Source organism: Paenibacillus sp. PCH8 (assembly GCF_002968835.1).
In the GTDB taxonomy this organism is placed as follows: domain Bacteria; phylum Bacillota; class Bacilli; order Paenibacillales; family Paenibacillaceae; genus Paenibacillus.
Window position 1 is genome coordinate 1,969,690 of the sequence record NZ_PKQK01000001.1, and the last position, 18,974, is coordinate 1,988,663.

The window sequence follows — 18,974 nt, forward strand, 5'->3', positions numbered from 1 at the left end:
AGGAAAAAGAAAAAGCAGTTTTTACTTATGGACTGTCCGTCTACTAGTATTTATGCTGGTATTCGGTCAGTTTGGTGTGTACGGGGGGAACCGGGCACATGCCGCAATAGGAAGCGGGATAGTCTCATCAAGTAATGATTACCAATATGTGTTGACCAACAACAACGGCCAACTACAGGTGAACCAAAAATTAGTTAAACTGAGTTGGGCAAGATCATACGAGATTTCAACATCAGGCTATTCTTTTAGGAGAAGTCAATCGATCAATGGGGCAGCAGAGGACATAACCAAGATTTCATTTGGCTCCTACACATCTACTTATGCCGGCAAAGTTACCAATGCTTTTATCATCGACTTTGCAGAGGTATGGGAGTATTACACGACTATGGAATACAGACAATCCGGAACTAATGTTGGTGTATGGAATAATTCCACGGTTGATGAGTTTGGAATGACTACGCCAAGATATGTGCAAAGCTATGAGGCTACACAGTTAAGTCTTGTGATTAACGCCGATACAGGAGCGGTAGTAGATTTTGTATCCAACCTGAATCCGTATTATATACGAAAAGCAGAATCATTCAGTTTTGTAAAAGAGCCGGGGACAACACAGCCTATTACTACGGCTCCAGCAGTTCCAGCTAATTTGGCGGCTGACGCCAATGATGTAGCTATTAATCTCAAGTGGTCTGCTACTCCACAAGCTGTCCAATATGAGATTGAAGAGAATGGTGTAGTCAAAGGACCTTTCTACGGAATCAATTATACAAGTTCTTCACTTAAACCAAATACTACATACACCTATAGAGTACGTGGAATCAACCGACTAGGGGCTAGTGAGTGGAGTGAGCCGATTGCAGTAACAACCTTGCTTGAGAAACCTGTTTTGGCCGTAACGTCTGAGGAAGGCAAGAATACGATTCAGTGGATGGCGGTTGAGTTTGCAGATCGCTACCAGTTGCAGATTGATGGTGGTGCACCAATTGAATTAGGAAACGTAACTTCTTATGTGCATGAAGGGCTTGAAGCGAATTCAACGCATACCTATGTGCTAAAAGCCTTCTCGGCTAATAATGAGAGTGCGTGGAGTAAAATGGTGAGTCAGTTAACAGTACCTGATCGTACAGACGGGTTGAAGGTTACTGATGCTACATTTAATAAACTAACCGTAGCTTGGACTGCAGTAAAGGGTGCTACCGGATATGATTTGGAGATTGATGGCACTAATGTTGCAGTAACTGGCACCACATATAGTAAAACCGGACTTACAGCCAATACAGAGTACACATTTAGAATCAGACCTAAAAATGCTGGTGGTGCAGGAAGCTGGAGTGATGTAACTACAGGAATCACCCAGATGAGTACACCCGTTATTCAGTCCAACCCCTCACAAGAAGAAGTTGTTCTCATCTGGTCACCAGTTAATGGTGCAACGTCATATGAAGTTGAGGCTGATGGCGTTGTCATTGGAGATATATCAGATTCAATCTATACACACACGGGACTCAAACCTGGAACGGCACATAAGTATCGTGTACGAGCTATAAGTGATAATAACAATAGCGCATGGTCGGCAGTAAAATCACAAAATACGTTGCCTGATTCCGTTAATGGATTAGTGATTAGTGCAGCAACCAACGCAGCTATTACTCTGAAATGGACAGCAGTAACCGGAGCAACGGGATATGACCTCGAGATCGATGGAACAGTTGTCCCAGTAACAGGAGTGACCTACACGAAGAGTGGTCTTGCAGCAAACACAGATCACACTTTCCGTATTCGTTCGAAGAATACTGCTGGTGTAGGAGCTTGGAGCGAACCCATCAATGGAACGACACTCTTAAATACACCTGCACTAAAAGCAGCATCGGAAGAATTAGCAATCAACCTAACTTGGGCAGCTATTGCTGATGCGACTAAGTATGAGATTGAGGCTGACGGAGTAGTGGTAGCAATGGTAGAAGAACCTAGTTATAGCCATACAGCACTGCTGCCAGGAACGGCCCATAAATATCGCATTCGTGCGTTGACGGATACCAATACAAGTGCGTGGACAGCAACCCTCACCCAGAGCACGATCCCTGCCTCCGTTACAGGATTAACAGTTAGCTCGGCTACGAACGTAGCCATTGCATTGAAATGGACAGCAGTAACCGGAGCCACGGGATACGATCTGGAGATCAATGGAACGGTTGTCCCAGTAACGGGAGTAGCTTATACGAAGAGTGGTCTTGCAGCAAACACAGATCACACTTTCCGTATTCGTTCGAAGAATGCTGCCGGTGTAGGGGCTTGGAGTGAATTGATCAGTGGAACGACACTTTTGAATACACCGTTACTAAAAGCAGCATCGGAAGAAACGGCAGTTAACCTAACTTGGGCAGCTATTGCTGATGCGACCAAGTATGAGATTGAGGCCGACGGAGTAGTGGTGGCAACAGTAGAAGAGCCTAGCTTCACCCATACATCATTGCTGCCAGGAACAGCCCATAAATATCGCATTCGTGCGTTGACGGAGAACAACACGAGTGCATGGACAGCAATCCTGACGCAAAGCACGATCCCTGCCTCTGTTACAGGATTAACGGTTAGCTCAGCTACGAATGTAGCCATTGCATTGAAATGGACAGCAGTGACGGGAGCAACGGGATATGATCTGGAGATCGATGGAACGGTTGTCCCAGTAACGGGAGTAGCTTATACGAAGAGTGGTCTTACAGCGAACACAGATCATACTTTCCGTATTCGCTCGAAAAATGCTGCCGGTTTAGGGGCGTGGAGTGAGTTGATCAGTGGAATAACACTTCTAAATACACCGGTATTAAAAGCAACATCAGAAGAAACTGCAATTAACCTAACTTGGGCAGCCATTGCTGATGCGACAAAGTATGAGATTGAGGCTGACGGAGTAGTGGTAGCAACGGTAGAAGAACCTAGCTATAGCCATGCAGCACTACTGCCAGGAACGGCCCATAAATATCGTATTCGTGCATTGACGGAGACCAATACGAGTGCATGGACAGCAGTACTGACCCAAAGCACTATACCTGCAACAGTTAACGGTCTCATGTTAAATACAGCTACACCTGTTGCTATCTCAATGAAATGGAATCCTGCTACAGGTGCTACCGCTTATGATTTGGAAATTGACGGTGTTGTAATTGCTGTGAGTGGAGTTGCATATACGAAAAGTAGTCTTCTAGCCAATACGGATCACACCTTCCGTATTCGTGCCAAAAATGCTGCCGGCATCGGTAGCTGGAGTGAAATCGTAACTGCCTCGACCCAATTAAATGTACCAACAACGCTGAAAGCTATACCTGAAGAAACGGCAGTTACGCTGACTTGGAATGAAGTTGCTGGTGCAACAAAATATGAGATAGAAGCAGATGGCATAGTCGTTGCTACTGTGAGTGATCTCTTGTATGTTCACAATGGAGTGCCTGGTGGTACCATTCATAAATATCGTGTTCGTGCCCTGACCGACACTAATGTGAGTGCATGGACAGCATTAGTGTCCCAAACTACGTTACCAGCGAGTGTCTCAGGTTTGACTATTAATTCTGCAACCACAGCGGCGATCGCGCTAAGATGGGGTGCCGTAACTGGAGCTACCGGTTATGAACTTGAGATTGATGGTACGGTGGTTGCCGTGAGTGGAGTTGCTTATACGAAGAGCGGACTTGCACCAAACACGGAACATACCTTCCGAATTCGTGCCAAAAACGCTTCCGGTGCGGGAGCCTGGAGTGAGATCCTAACGGGAACGACTCAATTAACCACACCTGCGCTGAAGGGAACCTCGGACAGAACGAACGTTAATCTGACGTGGGACACTGTAGCTGGAGCTTCGTCTTACGAAATTGAAGCGGATGGGCAAATTGTGGCGGTTTTCAGTGATGCAATGTTTGTTCATTCCGATCTGCTACCGTCCAGTTTGCACAAATATCGGATTCGGGCATTAAATGATCAGAACACGAGCGTTTGGTCTTCTGTTCTAAGTATTAGAACATTGAATTAATGATGTAGAGTGGGGGAACCGGATTGCGTATATATGCATTCTGTTCCCCCTTTTGTTTTGTAAATAGACTATGGCTTCATATGAGAAAATAAGGTAATGTATACTTATTATCTATACGGAAAAGGAAATTTGAGAGGGGTGTTTTAGCGATGAATCTGGGTAATTGTCCTCGCTGTGGAAGATTATATGCATTGAATTTTCGAGATGTATGCTCGAACTGTATCAAGGAAATAGAAGCTGAATATCAGATTTGTGTAGATTACTTGCGTGAGAATAAGGGCTCTAACATACAGGAACTGTCCGATGCAACAGAAGTTTCAATTAAAACCATTACCAAGTTTATCCGAGAGGGACGGATTTCCATCGAAAACGCCCCGAATATGATGTATCCTTGTGAAGTATGTGGAACGTTGATTCGTGAAGGGCATATGTGTGACTCCTGCCGTCATCGTTTGACGAAAGATTTGTCTGGGGCAGCTCGCGAAGTAGGCCAGAAGGATAACAACAATATAGGCGGACGAACCTACAATGCTGTCGACAAACTGCGCGATTAGTAGGAACGAGGTCTTAAATACGAATAATGCTATAACAAATGTTTTGAAACGTACCGATAAACTTATTAAAGATTATCGGTTTTTTTATTTTCCTAATTATTTTGATAACATAAAGCTAAAGTAAGAAAAACGTATATTGTCGTAAAACCCTAATGTGGAAGGAAGTGCAAGTTAAATGAAAATCAATGAACCCAGTAGAATTGGCGCCATCAATTCATATCAGAGGAACGTTGAATCCAATCAGCAGGCTGATGCCAAGAAGAGCCGCCGTAAGGACGAAGTATCCATTTCTCCGGAGGCGATGAAGATGCTTGAGGAACAAGGACGCACACAAGATGCAGGACGCGTACAACGGATACAAGAACTGAAAGAACAGGTCAGTTCGGGAACGTATCAGGTAGATAGTAGCAAGCTTGCTGATAAGCTGCTGCCGTATTTTAAGTCTTTTGATAAGGAATAGGTGATCACGTAATGGCAGCACTGGACAGATTAATTGCAGTTTTGCAGCAAATGGAACAAAGTCACCGCGATATGCTGGCACTCAGCGAGAACAAGAGGCAGGTCATCGTCAAGAACGATGTAGACCAACTCATTGCCGTCATGAATAAGGAATCCAAGTTTATGAAACAGCAAGAGCCGCTTGAAAGTGAACGACAAAGCGCTGTTCATGAACTGCTTCAGGAGCGTGGGATCAAGTCCATGCTGAATCTGAACATTACCGAGATTTCCAAGCTGATCTTTGATCCGGCTGATAAACAGCGATTGCTTGAAGTCCAGAAGAAGCTGGCGGGAACACTACAGGAACTGAAAGAAATTAATCAATTGAATCAAAAGCTTATCGAGCAATCGTTGATGTTTATTGATCTTTCAATGGACATTTTTGCTACAAGACCAGAACAGGATGCCACCTATCAGCATCCTGCTGATAAGAACGGCAATCCAGGGCGAATCGGTCTGTTTGACACGCGTGCCTGATTAATTAGGGGGAAACCAGGTGACATCTACATTTCATTCAATCGAAACGGCTAAACGCAGTTTGTTCACTCAGACGACAGCTCTTAGCACAACAGGCCACAACATAGCCAATGCCAACACGGAAGGCTACTCACGCCAAAAGGTAAACATGCAGGCATCCATTCCCATGGAGCCGTTTGCATTTCTGCATAGCACAATACCAGGACAGCTTGGTACTGGGGTAGAGTTCGACTCCATTACCCGTGTGCGCGAGAAATTCCTGGATGACCAATATCGCAATGAGAATACCAACTTCGGGAGTTGGTCCATTCAACGAGATACACTTGAGAAACTTGAGGCTATTGTAAACGAACCATCAAACACTGGTTTTCGAACCGTTATGGATAACTTCTACAAATCATGGTCAGACCTGAGCAAGAATCCTGAGGATGTTACGGCACGTAAGATCGTCAAAGAAACAACCCTTGCTCTTACCGATGCGATGAATCAAATTAGCCGTCAACTGGATGCACTCAGTCAGGATCTGGACAGTAACATTGCTGTGAAAGGCAATGAAATTCAGGGCTACCTGGGTAACATTGCGAACCTTAATAGTGCTATTGTAAAAGTCGAGTCACTTGGCGACAATGCCAACGATTTACGTGACCAACGTGATCTGATGACAGACAAGTTGTCCAAAATCATGAACGTTACTGTTACGGATTCTCCGCAAGGATACCAAGTTCAGATGAATGGTCAGGCACTTGTCACAGGCGGTGCGGTACAAGTAGCGGTAGATCCTGCTTTTCTGAATGCTGCTTATACAGCAGGTACGCTCACTAACGGCGAGGTCCACGGCATGATCAAGTCTAGAGACACTTTGGTGACTGACTATCAGAAACAAATGGATGACTTAGCCAATACGCTTGCCAACGGTGATATTGAGATCACCCTTCCTGCGGGTTCTGTCTTGCCAGATAATACTGTACTGGATGGAGTTACATACACAGGTGCAGCACGAACGCTAGCAACAGACCTGAAAGTTACAGTCAAAGGCCTGAATGGATTGCATCAGCTTGGATACAGCATGGACGGAACTAATTCGCCCGGAGTACCTTTCTTTACAGCAGCGGGTGGTGGAACAGCCATTACAGCTGGCAATATTTCATTGAATGCTGATATTGTAGCTGACCCGAATAAAATTGCAACCTCGCTCCGAACCACTACGGATTCTTCAGGAGCAGAAACAGTAATCAAAGGAAACAATACACTGGCTAATCTGCTGGCTAACCTGAAGGATACTCCAATGAAATCCGTGGATGGATTGCGGAATGCAACGATTGGTGCTCAGTTTAGTGCGATCGTTGGACAGTTGGGAGTTCAATCTCAAGAGGCGGCACGTCAGACTTCTAATTCCGAGTTCCTCGTAGAACAAGTGAACACTCGCCGTCAATCAGTCAGTGGTGTTTCTTTGGATGAAGAAATGGCTAATATGATCAAATTCCAACATGCTTACAGTGCTTCTGCACGTTTTATGACGACATATGACCAATTACTCGAAAAATTAATTAACTCTACCGGCGTAGTAGGCAGATAATAGAAAGGAGTGACATAACAGACGATGAGAATTACAAATAATATGTTGAGCTCGCAATTGATTCTTAACTTGAACCGTAATGCACAACAGATGAATAGTACACAAACTCAACTGGCAACGGGACGGAAGATCAACAAACCTTCTGACGATCCGGTAGGGATTACGTACTCTCTTCGCTATCGTGCAGAACTTTCATCCAATGAACAGTATCAAAAGAATGTGGATAGCGCGGTATCGTGGTTGGATTTTAATGATACAGTTATGGATCAAGCAGGTAGCGTGGTTCAGCGGTTGAGAGAACTGACGGTCCAGGCAGCTACAGGGACTAACCCGCAATCTGCGCTTGATAGTATCAATGAAGAAGTGAAACAATTAAAAGCACAACTTGTTGATATTTCAAACAGCACGTTGAATGGGAAGTATGTGTTTAATGGGGAAACCTATGATGTGAAGCCTTATGATTTCCCTACCAGTACTGACGGATCGTTCGATACAACAAATGCTGCTTCCGTTGTTACTGATTCGGGTAAAATTAATTTTATCGTGGGTGAGAGTATCCAACTCCCAATTAACGTAACCGGTAATGAAGTGTTCGGTGACTCTACAGAAGCTGATAATCTATTTGTAATCTTTAATACGATTAGTCAGGCTCTCGCTAGTGGCGATCAAAAAGAAGTATCAAATCAGCTTGCAAACATTGATACTCGAACAAATAAGATGCTCGCAATCCGTGCGGAGATTGGTGCGAAAACCAATCGTGTGGAACTCATGCAAGGTAGATTAAGTGATCTTGAAGTGAACTTAACGGATTTGCAAGCAAAGGTTGAGGATGCAGATTACGCTGAGTTATCAATTAAGTCCAAAATTCAAGAAAATATATATAATGCTTCCCTTTCCGCTGGTGCTAAAATTATATCCCAATCATTAGTTGATTTTCTTAGATAACAAAGGAGAGATCATCTGGTGAATACTCTTCCGGTCGTTCAAATTCAGACAACGCCCACGTTATTACATATCGATGCGGACATTGGTCAGTATTCGATTCGTCAGCCAAAGGCAGAGGTTCAGCTCCATACCAAGCCGGGTAAATTAACGATGCAAAGCCATGCAATAGAGTTGAACGTGGATCAGTCCAAGGCTTTTTCTGCCTATCATGGAGGGAATATGATCGATATGAATGCCCGAATATATTCGGGTATTCAGCAATTATTCATGCAGAATATGGCTGAACGTGTGCAACAAGGGAATGATATGGCAGCCATCCACAAACCAGGTAATACCATTGCCAATATTGTAGGAACGAATTGGCAAGCTAAGCCGTTCCCAGAGACTCGCACGGCAGCTTCCTCTGATAATGTGGATGTCCGTGTGTTTACGCAAGCACCAGACATTCGCTTTGAAGCAGCGGAATCCGAGATGAATGTAATCGTGAACAAACCAGAGATTGAATATCAACGCGGTAAGTTGGATATTTATGTGCAGCAATATGCTTCTATACAATATACTCCACCTACGATTGATATGGGATTATAAGATATAATGTAGAGCTATAGACGGATGTAATACCCCGCTATAGCTTTTTTCTATAAAATTATCGCCAAGGAGGCGTTTATTATTATTATTGAGACAAGTACATGGGGTGAAATTGAAGTAGATGAAAACAACACGTATCAATTTCCCAGAGGTCTACCTGGTTTTGAAAATGAAACTAGTTTTGCACTAATCCCTTGGGAAGACACACCATTCAGTTACTTACAATCATTAACGGAGAAAGAGTTGTCTTTCTTGGTAGTCAGTCCATTTGAGTTTAAACAGGATTATAGTTTTGAACTGAGTGAAGAAGATAAAGAAGAACTCAAAATCGAAGAAGATGTGGCCGTATATTCCATAGTCACTATACATTCAGATGTGACAAAATCAACGATGAATCTCTTAGCCCCTGTTATAATTAATCCTGCACATAGGGTGGGCAAGCAAGTTGTTCTTCAACAATCAGGTTATGTGACTAAACATCTCATATGGACAGAAGAAGCGACTTCGACGAAGGAGGGGGTCTGAAATGTTAGTATTGTCACGTAAAAAAGGAGAATCTATTATCATTCAAGATAATATTGAGATAACTGTATTGGCAGTAGAAGGTGATACAGTACGGATCGGCATATCCGCCCCCAAGCACATTGATATTTTTCGGAAAGAGGTGTATGCATCTATTCAGGAGGCTAATCGAGAGTCCGCAACACCAGATGTTCCTAGTGTAAATGCTTTTATGAAATTGCTCCAAGGAATCGAAAACAAAAAAAAATAAAAATATTCCAATTTACTATAAACAGTTGTACTCTTCCTGTCGATATATAGTTTAGACGCTGCTTCGGCAGGGCGGCCGACCTTAATGTCGCGGCGTTTACCACAAGGATGTGGAACTAACTTATTTTCAGGGAGGAAATTTCAAATGATTATCAACCACAATATTGCTGCAATGAACACTCACCGTCAATTGGGTGCAAACACAACTAACACAAACAAGGCTATCGAAAAATTGTCTTCCGGTCTGCGTATTAACCGCGCTGGTGACGATGCTGCAGGTCTGGCAATTTCCGAAAAAATGCGCGGTCAAATCCGCGGTTTGGATATGGCTACTAAAAACGGTCAAGACAGCATTTCCTTGATCCAAACAGCTGAGGGTGCATTGAACGAAACTCACTCCATCCTGCAACGTATGCGTGAATTGGCAGTTCAATCTTCCAATGATACGAACACAGATAAAGACCGTACTGCATTGCAAGATGAAGTAAATGAGTTGGCTAAAGAGATCACTCGTATCTCCAATACAACTGAGTTTAACACGAAGAAGTTGCTTGACGGTTTCGCGGATAGCGGCTCAAGCGTAACTAGTGCAGCTAACCTGAGCTTCCATATCGGTGCGAATGCTGGCCAAAACATCTCTCTTACAATTAAAGCGATGGATGCAGCGAGCCTAGGTGTTGGTGCAGCGACAGGGTCTACTTCTGCAACTGGTGCAACAGCAGCAGCTGTAACTGGTGGTATCAGCATTTCCAGCGCAACTTCGGCGAATAATGCAATCACAACAATTAACAAAGCGATTGAAACAGTTTCCACAGAACGTGCAAAATTGGGTGCTTATCAAAACCGTTTGGAGCACACAATCAACAACTTGGGAACGACTTCCGAGAACTTGTCTGCTGCTGAATCCCGTATTCGTGACGTAGACATGGCTAAAGAAATGATGAACCAAACGAAAAACAACATCTTGGCTCAAGCTTCCCAAGCAATGTTGGCACAAGCAAACCAACAGCCACAAGCTGTTCTGCAATTGCTTCGTTAATTTTATATTATCTCAAAAACTGCCAGGCTTTGTCTTGGCAGTTTTTTTGTATTTAGAATAGAAATTCCATAAATTTTTAGATGGATTCCCCGAAAAACGACTAATTAAAATAGGGAAGTGCACCGACATATAGTATAAGACTGAAGAGACGAGAGGGTTCTATGACTAATACGATTTCGTTATGCATGATAGTTAAAGATGAAGAGAGCGTTTTGGAACGATGTTTAGATAGTGTTAAAGAATTTGTTGATGAAATCATTATTGTAGACACGGGCTCAATAGATAGCACACTAGATATAGCAAGAAAATATACAGATAAAATCTATTCATTTGAATGGATTAATGATTTTTCTGCAGCAAGGAATGAATCCATTGGATATGCTGCATCTGATTATATTTTAGTGTTGGATGCCGATGAATATTTGGAATCAGGACATGAATTACAAAAAGATTTACAAGAGGAACTAGACTTCTATGTTTTTAATATTAAAAATACAACAAATCAAGGTACAGCATTTAATCATACTGCAGTAAGATTATTTAAAAATGATTTTGAATTATATTATGAGAACAGACTACATGAACATTTAAATATTATTGATAATCATAAAAACCTTATAAGTGGGACTTCTAATTGTTTAATCGTTCACTCGGGATACGAAGATTCCAATAAACTTGAAGAAAAAAAAGTGAATCGAAATCTTCCGCTGATGAAATTGGAAGTTAAAGAAAATCCGACAGGATATAACTTATTTAATATGGGAAAGACATATTTTGGATTGCATGACTACATGAAAGCAATAGAATTTTTCAAACGAGCTTATCCACTAAGTAAGGACCGCATGTACTTGCCTGAATTACTAACTAAATTGGCATATTCTCTTGCAGAGATAGGGCAGAGCGATGAAGCATTAAATATTTTAAGAGATGCAACCTCAATTTATCCTAATGAAACTGAAATGAAATATATCCAAGGCGTTATATATAAAAATGCAGGATATTATAAAGACGCCGAGGTTTGCTTTTTACGCTGTCTTGAACTGGGGGATCAGGGTACTGCGGTGACCGAAGGTAGTGGTAGCTTTAGGGCTCATCTTGAGCTGTCTGAGCTATATGAACTACAAGGGGATCTGAATGAAAGTTATAAAAAGAAGAAACAAGCTATGGAAACAAAAAGCTCATTAGAAATTATTTTTAATTATTTGGAATTTACATTGAGAATGAATCAGCCTGCTGATGAAATTATACAAAATATTGAGAAGTTTTATAAAATGGATAATATACAAGACTTACAAAACCTAATGAATATGTTATATGGTTTGCGTCACCCATTACTCCATTATTATCTGGAAAAATTCAAGATAGAAGCAGATGCCCATATTAATGTAGCAGCGATGATTTATAGTAAGGATCGGCAAGTTATGAAGAGAGCTTTAGACCAGTCTGGGGATATCACTAAAGAAGAAAATGGTGATGATCTTCTGCTCTTAGCGTATGTGTTTAAAGAAATAAATTTAATCACTCAACTTCAGCCTTTGATGAACTTGGGGAATAAAGAATTAAAGGGTATCAGAATGCTTTTTGAAGGAAAAGCCTTACCTAGCTCAATGAGTGTGAGTTTAGAAAGAGCGTTGTTTGTATTGTGTGAGAAGCTGATTATTATCGAGGAGTTTGATTTGTTCCAGGAACTTGCAGAAAAGCTTATGGAATCAAAGCAAAATTACAAAATAACACTTAGCAACCTCTTGAAAAAATATAACTTTGATGAGTTGGCTATAGATATGTTAACTACTCTTTATAACAATAAAAATAATAATATTGAAGTCATGCAGTTGCTTGGAGACTTGTGTTTCCGGAATAACTATCTGGAAGATGCAGCATTCTTTTATGACTATTTAAAGGAAAATAACCCCACCTATCAAAACTATGAGAGATATTTTGATTTAACTAAAAATTCTAATGATCAATCTGAGACGATGCAATTACAGAAGGAAATATCTAAACGTTATCCAACAGCTTTATGGGTAGGTAATATAAAAAATTGAATTAAAGAGGGAAGATTAACTTAACTTAAATTTCGCTGTAAAGTGAGAGGTGTAGGAGAGGGATGAATTAAATGAAAAATGTTTTAATTTTTGGGGCTTCCGGATATGGTAAGCGTATACTGTATTCTTTGGATGAGCGATATATTAAAGTAGTAGCTTTTGTAGACAATCATCAAGCAAAACATGGTCACATGGTAAATGATGTACCGATTATTCCTCCCGAAAAAATTCAGTACTATCAGTATGACAGTATCATTGTTTCTGTTGGAACCTTAGAAAAAGATATTAAAAATCAGCTAATGAATCTAGGCGTAGAAGAAGAGAAAATTATAACTTTCCATCCTGATGATAAAAATATTCAATGGCTTGAGAATAGATATGTGATGGCTCGTGCGTGCATTGAAGAAATAAATAAGCGTCAAATTCCCGGAAATATTGCAGAACTCGGCGTATATAAAGGAGAATTTGCTAGTTATTTGAATAGGTTCTTCCCAGATAAAAACCTGTATCTTTTTGACACTTTTGAGGGGTTTGATGAGCGAGATGAGCATCATAAAGATGAATATGTATCTAGTTCACCAATGTTTACGGATACAAATGTAGAACTCGTTTTAAATAGAATGCAATTTCCTGAAAAGGTGACCGTGAAAAAAGGATACTTTCCTGATACTGCAGTTGGATTAGAGGATACTTTTTGTTTTGTAAGTTTGGATGCTGATTTGTACAAGCCAATTTTACAAGGACTAGAATATTTTTATCCGCGATTAGTAAGTGGAGGTTATATATTTATTCATGATTATGATAAGGTTAATTGGCCTGGGGCCACCTTGGCCGTAAGAGAATTTAGTGAGAAATATAATGTTCCCTACCTCCCGATCTTGGATAGAGGCAGTAGTGTTGTTTTAGCTAAATAATTGGGATAATATCCTTAATTTAGGTGATTTTTTTGAGCTGGGTGAAGAAGAGTAATTACAAGATAGGGGAGAATCGTTTAGAACTCAAATATAAGTGTTGAAAAATTAGCCCATGAATAATTCTTCAGAAAACTGTAAACGAGAAAACCTAAGTTTACTTAAGAGGGAAATTTGGATTTAGCCTAGCTCACTTAAGTGTATGATTTTAAATGCAGTATATAAATTAATGATATATTCAAGAAACTTATTAATTAATATGAATATGAGAATGAATTGGGGTGTTCTAGAGATGAACATAGCTTTATTAACAGCTGCGGGTACTGCTAGTAGAATGCGCCAAAGTATTCCGAAGCAATTTCTTCATATAGATAATAAACCAATAATCATCTATACAATGGAAGTTTTCCAGAATGATCCCAACATAGACGCTTTAATGGTTGTGACCTTAGAGGGATGGAGAGAAGTTTTGTTGTCTTATGCTAACCAACATGGGATTACAAAGTTGAAATGGGTTGTTGCTGGTGGGAGTACAGGTCAAGAATCAATATATAAGGGTTTAAAAGAACTAGAATATTCATGTAAAGCACAAGATACAGTCATGGTTCATGATGGGAATCGACCCTTAATTACTAATGAAATTATATCCGATAGTTTGGCTACATTTAAAGATTATGGCGTTGCTGTAGCTGCTATACCTTGTAATGAAGCGGTATTTAGAAGCGAGGATGGACTGTCATCTGATTTTTATATACCTAGAGAACAATTATTTAGGACTCAGACGCCTCATACCTATTCTCTTGGCAAACTTCTCTGGGCGCATGAAGAGGCAGCAAAAATGGGGATAGAAAATTCAGTAGCAAGTTGCACTTTAATGCAGGAGTTGGGGGAGAAAATATATTTATCAAAAGGTTCGGAAAAAAATATAAAGTTGACAACGATGGAAGATATGGAAATACTCAAGGCACTTCTGCATACACAGTAGGCTATATCAATCTGCTATAAATGAAATTAGTGTTTATGGGTAATTGTTGATTATTTTAATTCAAAACATTAAATAAAGGTTCAAGTTATATTCCAAGGAGACAATAACTTATGATTCAGAAAAGTTTGAATTATGTTATGGATATAAAGAAAGTGGCAGATCAAGATCTCAACTGGGAAAAGGTTAGTAATAAAAAAATAATAATATCAGGTGCCAGTGGGATGATCGGGAGATTTTTAATTGATGTAATTATGTATCGAAATAAGATCTATCAGGATAACATATCCATTATTGCTTTAGGGAGAACAATGAGCCAAGCTAGTTCTTTATTTACTGATTATCTAGGTTATGAAAGATTTCAATTCATACCATGTGATATCAATGATTTTAACACGCTTAGAGAAATCGAAGCAGTTGACTTTGTTATTCATGCAGCCAGCAAAACCCACCCTTTAGAATATTCCAATGCACCCATTGATACTATATTAATTAATACGTTGGGTACAAACAATATGCTTGAATTAGCAGCTCGTGGACAGGGAGCACGATTTGTACTACTATCTTCGGTTGAAGTATATGGAGAAAATAGAGGAGACGTTGAGGAATTCACTGAAGATTATTGTGGCTATATTGACTGCAATACTTTAAGGGCAGGATACCCAGAAGGGAAGCGGGTAGCAGAAGCACTATGCCAAGCTTATTGTAAAGAGAAAAACGTTGATTTTGTAACTGTTCGTTTGGCAAGAATTTTTGGGCCAACCATGAATATGGATGATAGTAAAGCAGTGTCTCAACTTATAAAAAATGCGGTAAATAAAGATGATATCGTCCTGAAAAGTGAAGGGAATCAATATTTTAGTTATTGTTATGTTGGTGATGCTGTATTAGGCATATTAAAAATAATGTTCGAGAGTAAGAGTGGGGAATGTTACAACCTTTCTGGGAAAAAAGGGAATATCACCCTTAAAGATTTAGCAACATACTTGGCTAGCCTTAATGGAAGACAGATCAGATACGAATTAGCAAATGAAGAAGAACAAATGGGATATTCTAAGGCGAGTAAAGCCATCTTAAATATTGATAAATTGAAATTATTGGATTGGTCCCCCATATTTGATATAAAAGAAAGTTTGAAAAATACTGTTGAAATAATCCATGAACTTAAAATAGAATCCAGGTAATCGGAGGCAACATGAGCAGAGCGTTCAGTGAAAGTCTATATATTGTTTATCGACGTATAAAAGCTATCTCTATAGCAGCTTTGTACTATTTGTTTCGGTTTTTACCAATGGACGATAAAAAAGTTGTATTATCCAGTTTTGAAGGAAAACAAGGATACAGTTGTAATCCTAAATATATAGCTGAGGAGATTCTAAAGAGAAATAAATTAAGCAGCCAACCATACAAACTTATTTGGTTAGTAAATGATACTTCCAATATATTTCCGAGTGAGATTCTTGTGAAGAAAAACAGTTTTTGGAACAGAGCATACCAACTATCCACAGCAGCCATATGGATCGATAACCATAGAAAGCCATTGGAAACTAGAAAGAGAAAAAAGCAATTGTATATAGCTACGTGGCATGGAGCAATTGGCTTTAAAGCTGTAGGTGAATTGAGAGGAACTTCCTTTCCTGAGATAGCCCGTTTGGTCAGCAAACATGATTCTCAACTTGTGGATTATTTTTTGTCTAATTCTTCATGGTGCAGTGATATGTATAGGAAGGCGTTCTTTTACGAAGGTGAAATCATTAAAACCGGCTCTCCAAGATGTGATGTTTATAGAGAGGCAGAGCATATGCGTAAAAGAATACGCAAAGAATTTGAACTGCCTGAAAATTCAAAAATATTGCTTTATGCTCCAACATTTCGGAGTGGGACGCAAAATATGGTTATGAATACTTTATCGGGGGAGAGCCGACTGTCATATGAAGCTTTACACGAAGTATTAAATAAAAAGTTCCAGGGCGATTGGTATATCTTTGTACGGTTACATCCAAGCCTCAAAGGTCAGAAATTTGAGAACAAAGAGAATAACTCTATCATTTTTGATATAACTAATAGAGATGATGCATATGACGTATTAGCTGCCACGGATCTGTTTATTTCAGATTATTCAAGTATAGCCTTCGACGCTGCAGCTATGAATATCCCCGTATTTATTTTCGCTGAGGATATGGATGATTATGTGAAAGATAGAGGTAGGCTTCTTTGGGATATGGAGGATTTACCTTTTAAAGTATCATATAGAAATGATGAGCTATTAAAAAATATCATTGAGTTTAATGAGGAGGAGTATCATAATGGCCTAGGCAAATTACGTGATGAAGTTGAATTATTGGAAGACGGCTATGCGAGCCAAAGAGTTGTTGATCTTATACAAAAAAAAACTTAAGAGATCGAACGTTACAGCTTTAAATTTTTACTATTATTGGCTTCAAAAGTATAGAAGATGGTTCCCTTTTTAGGAGACATCTTCTTATTTTTTTGCTTCATTTTTGGAATTAATTGGAGGATATGTTGTAAGCTTTGAGCTAATGAAAGTTTCCTTTTAATCCGATATAAGTTAGAGAACTGTAGTAAGTGTATCTCACTTCATATTAGTTTTTATCTTATAATACCGTGTATAATATATGCTTAATTTAATCGAAACCCATCATGTAGTTTATCTTGGAAATCAGACAGCATAGGAGGAGGAATAAAATGATAACGGCGATCATTTTGGCAGGTGGAACTGGAGTAAGAATGAATAGTAGAACAAAACCTAAACAATTTCTGGAGCTTCATGGAAAACCGATCATTATTCATACATTAGAACATTTCGAACGCCATCCAAAAGTGGATAATATAGTGGTGGTTTGTGTTAAAGGGTGGAACAAAGAACTAGAGAATGTCATAAAAAGAAATTATATAACTAAAGTGAAGTGGGTTGTAGGAGGCGGAGAAACAGTCCAAATGTCAACCTATAATGGACTGAAAGCTGTTTACAATGAAATGGGTCATTTAAAAAATCATATTGCAATAATTCATGATGGGGTACGTCCGTTAATAGATGAAAAGTTAATAACAGATAATATTGAAACGGTTAAAAATCGAGGATCCTCTGTGACTGTTAGTTACGCGATTGAAACTATAACCTCAGTAGATGATGATGGAAAGATTTTACGAGTAGAGAATAGGGACAAGGCTAGAATTGCAAAAGCACCTCAATGTTTTTATATGGACAGACTTATGGAAGCACATCATAAGGCACAGACTGAGGGGATTCATTCAATGATAGATGCTGCTTCCTTAATGAATTATTATGGACATGATCTTCATACAGTACTTGGTTCTAACTATAACATCAAAATTACGACTCCTGCAGATTATTATATTTTTAGAGCTTTATTTGAAGCCGAGGAGAATTCGCAAATATTCGGACTATAACATTGAAAATTGGTGATACGATGAATGAAATTCTAAAAGAAGATTTTGAATATATACAGGATGCTCATCTACCGTGGGAAAGTATTAAGAATAGCACTGTATTTATTACAGGAGCAACAGGATATATAGGGTCTTTATTAGTTCGTTTTTTTGATTATATGAATAAGAACTATCAATATAACATTAGAATTGTAGCACTTGTTCGTGATTACAATAAAGCAGTGAATGTATTTAATTCATTGGAAGTAGAAATAGTGGAAAGTGACATTCGACAGTTGTTATCACTCGAAATGCAAGTTGATTTTATTTTCCATTGTGCAGCTGTGACCAATTCGAAGGCAATGATTGAAGAACCTGTTGAAGTGACCGAGGGAATTGTGCAAGGGACATTTAATGTCATGAAGTTGTCAGCAGAACAAAACGTAAAAAGTGTTGTTTTCCTTTCTTCTATGGAAGTCTACGGTAGTAGTGAGGGGAGTTCCAAAGTTGGTGAGAAGGATCTGGGGCGTATTGAAATTTATAATACAAGGAACTGTTACCCTCTCGGTAAGAGAATGGCAGAGAACATTTGCTTCAGTTATTTTTCTGAATACAAGGTTCCTGTTAAGGTTGCAAGACTTGCACAAACCTTTGGAGCTGGTATTTCTGAGAATGAGAATAGAGTCTTTGCGCAATTTGCTCGCAGTGTTCTTCAAGGTAAGGATATTGTGCTTCATACAGATGGATCATCTATGGGTAATTATTGCTATTCAGCGGATGTAATTCGGGCGCTGTTCTATATTCTGTTCAATGGTGTCAATGGACAGGAATATAATGTGGTCAATGAAGAAGCTAGTTTAAGTATTAGAGAAATGGCGAATCTTGTAGCTCAGAATGTTTCCGGGGGAAATATTAAAGTGAAGTATGAAATTCCTGCGCTAAATCAATACGGATATGCTGTTACAACTAATATAAAGCTATCAGCTTCAAAAATTGTGGAACTCGGTTGGAAACCTAAGTATGGATTAGAACTCATGTACAAACGAATGATTGATTACATGACATTGAATGAACAGAAATTAACTGTCTAAAAGTCGCATTTATTATTTATTTATCCAGTATATGTAAAGTTTTTCAGTATAATTATAGGGTAGGT

Annotated in this window: 17 protein-coding genes; all 17 read left to right on the forward strand. The window is 39.5% G+C overall.

Features of this window, described 5'->3' with window-relative positions:
- Window positions 1-52 precede the first annotated feature (52 nt).
- The 17 genes from C0Q44_RS08510 (at window position 53) to C0Q44_RS08590 (ending at window position 18,909) form a co-directional block, all read left to right on the forward strand.
- On the forward strand, window positions 53-4,021 hold the full coding sequence (locus C0Q44_RS08510; RefSeq protein ID WP_181150909.1) for a fibronectin type III domain-containing protein: 3,969 nt from the start codon (window positions 53-55) through the stop codon (window positions 4,019-4,021).
- Between the two features lie 149 nt (window positions 4,022-4,170).
- Window positions 4,171-4,575, forward strand: coding sequence for a TIGR03826 family flagellar region protein (locus tag C0Q44_RS08515; protein WP_105406877.1), 405 nt, complete (start codon window positions 4,171-4,173; stop codon window positions 4,573-4,575).
- Between the two features lie 175 nt (window positions 4,576-4,750).
- Window positions 4,751-5,035 (forward strand): flagellar biosynthesis anti-sigma factor FlgM, encoded by a 285-nt coding sequence (flgM, locus tag C0Q44_RS08520; protein WP_105406878.1) that lies wholly within the window; start codon window positions 4,751-4,753, stop codon window positions 5,033-5,035.
- Window positions 5,036-5,046: 11 nt separating this feature from the next.
- Window positions 5,047-5,550, forward strand: a complete 504-nt coding sequence (locus C0Q44_RS08525; protein ID WP_105406879.1) for a flagellar protein FlgN — start codon at window positions 5,047-5,049, stop codon at window positions 5,548-5,550.
- A gap of 19 nt (window positions 5,551-5,569) precedes the next feature.
- Entirely contained in the window at window positions 5,570-7,126 is a 1,557-nt protein-coding gene (gene flgK, locus C0Q44_RS08530; protein ID WP_105406880.1) for a flagellar hook-associated protein FlgK, read from the forward strand.
- A gap of 24 nt (window positions 7,127-7,150) precedes the next feature.
- Window positions 7,151-8,071 carry a flagellar hook-associated protein FlgL gene (gene flgL, locus C0Q44_RS08535; RefSeq protein WP_105406881.1) on the forward strand — a complete coding sequence of 307 codons (921 nt, stop codon included), beginning with the start codon at window positions 7,151-7,153 and terminating at the stop codon, window positions 8,069-8,071.
- An 18-nt stretch (window positions 8,072-8,089) separates the two neighbouring features.
- Window positions 8,090-8,659 (forward strand): DUF6470 family protein, encoded by a 570-nt coding sequence (locus C0Q44_RS08540; protein WP_105406882.1) that lies wholly within the window; start codon window positions 8,090-8,092, stop codon window positions 8,657-8,659.
- Window positions 8,660-8,770: 111 nt separating this feature from the next.
- Window positions 8,771-9,184, forward strand: a complete 414-nt coding sequence (fliW, locus tag C0Q44_RS08545) for a flagellar assembly protein FliW (RefSeq protein ID WP_258166286.1) — start codon at window positions 8,771-8,773, stop codon at window positions 9,182-9,184.
- 1 nt (window position 9,185) lies between these two features.
- A complete protein-coding gene (csrA, locus tag C0Q44_RS08550) occupies window positions 9,186-9,431 on the forward strand; it encodes a carbon storage regulator CsrA (RefSeq protein ID WP_105406884.1) in 246 nt (81 codons plus the stop codon).
- A gap of 144 nt (window positions 9,432-9,575) precedes the next feature.
- The gene (gene hag / locus C0Q44_RS08555) at window positions 9,576-10,469 is read left to right on the forward strand and encodes a flagellin Hag (RefSeq protein ID WP_105406885.1); all 894 of its coding nucleotides are present in this window, start codon (window positions 9,576-9,578) and stop codon (window positions 10,467-10,469) included.
- A 161-nt stretch (window positions 10,470-10,630) separates the two neighbouring features.
- Entirely contained in the window at window positions 10,631-12,514 is a 1,884-nt protein-coding gene (locus tag C0Q44_RS08560) for a glycosyltransferase (protein WP_105406886.1), read from the forward strand.
- A gap of 71 nt (window positions 12,515-12,585) precedes the next feature.
- Window positions 12,586-13,428 (forward strand): TylF/MycF/NovP-related O-methyltransferase, encoded by an 843-nt coding sequence (locus C0Q44_RS08565; protein ID WP_105406887.1) that lies wholly within the window; start codon window positions 12,586-12,588, stop codon window positions 13,426-13,428.
- Window positions 13,429-13,627: 199 nt separating this feature from the next.
- Window positions 13,628-14,410: an IspD/TarI family cytidylyltransferase gene (locus C0Q44_RS08570; RefSeq protein WP_258166215.1), complete on the forward strand. Its 783-nt coding sequence runs from the start codon at window positions 13,628-13,630 to the stop codon at window positions 14,408-14,410.
- 110 nt (window positions 14,411-14,520) lie between these two features.
- Window positions 14,521-15,591: an NAD-dependent epimerase/dehydratase family protein gene (locus C0Q44_RS08575; protein WP_105406888.1), complete on the forward strand. Its 1,071-nt coding sequence runs from the start codon at window positions 14,521-14,523 to the stop codon at window positions 15,589-15,591.
- Window positions 15,592-15,602: 11 nt separating this feature from the next.
- Window positions 15,603-16,805, forward strand: a complete 1,203-nt coding sequence (locus tag C0Q44_RS08580) for a CDP-glycerol glycerophosphotransferase family protein (protein ID WP_105406889.1) — start codon at window positions 15,603-15,605, stop codon at window positions 16,803-16,805.
- 308 nt (window positions 16,806-17,113) lie between these two features.
- The gene (locus C0Q44_RS08585; protein WP_105406890.1) at window positions 17,114-17,839 is read left to right on the forward strand and encodes an IspD/TarI family cytidylyltransferase; all 726 of its coding nucleotides are present in this window, start codon (window positions 17,114-17,116) and stop codon (window positions 17,837-17,839) included.
- Between the two features lie 2 nt (window positions 17,840-17,841).
- Window positions 17,842-18,909: an NAD-dependent epimerase/dehydratase family protein gene (locus C0Q44_RS08590; RefSeq protein WP_105406891.1), complete on the forward strand. Its 1,068-nt coding sequence runs from the start codon at window positions 17,842-17,844 to the stop codon at window positions 18,907-18,909.
- Window positions 18,910-18,974: the final 65 nt, after the last annotated feature.

Coding starts and splice junctions, on each gene's coding strand:
- C0Q44_RS08510 (WP_181150909.1), top strand. CDS start 53: ATGCTGGTATTCGGTCAGTTTGGTGTGTACGGGGGGAACCGGGCACAT.
- C0Q44_RS08515 (WP_105406877.1), top strand. CDS start 4,171: ATGAATCTGGGTAATTGTCCTCGCTGTGGAAGATTATATGCATTGAAT.
- flgM (WP_105406878.1), top strand. CDS start 4,751: ATGAAAATCAATGAACCCAGTAGAATTGGCGCCATCAATTCATATCAG.
- C0Q44_RS08525 (WP_105406879.1), top strand. CDS start 5,047: ATGGCAGCACTGGACAGATTAATTGCAGTTTTGCAGCAAATGGAACAA.
- flgL (WP_105406881.1), top strand. CDS start 7,151: ATGAGAATTACAAATAATATGTTGAGCTCGCAATTGATTCTTAACTTG.
- csrA (WP_105406884.1), top strand. CDS start 9,186: ATGTTAGTATTGTCACGTAAAAAAGGAGAATCTATTATCATTCAAGAT.
- hag (WP_105406885.1), top strand. CDS start 9,576: ATGATTATCAACCACAATATTGCTGCAATGAACACTCACCGTCAATTG.
- C0Q44_RS08560 (WP_105406886.1), top strand. CDS start 10,631: ATGACTAATACGATTTCGTTATGCATGATAGTTAAAGATGAAGAGAGC.
- C0Q44_RS08565 (WP_105406887.1), top strand. CDS start 12,586: ATGAAAAATGTTTTAATTTTTGGGGCTTCCGGATATGGTAAGCGTATA.
- C0Q44_RS08570 (WP_258166215.1), top strand. CDS start 13,628: ATGATTTTAAATGCAGTATATAAATTAATGATATATTCAAGAAACTTA.
- C0Q44_RS08575 (WP_105406888.1), top strand. CDS start 14,521: ATGATTCAGAAAAGTTTGAATTATGTTATGGATATAAAGAAAGTGGCA.
- C0Q44_RS08580 (WP_105406889.1), top strand. CDS start 15,603: ATGAGCAGAGCGTTCAGTGAAAGTCTATATATTGTTTATCGACGTATA.
- C0Q44_RS08585 (WP_105406890.1), top strand. CDS start 17,114: ATGATAACGGCGATCATTTTGGCAGGTGGAACTGGAGTAAGAATGAAT.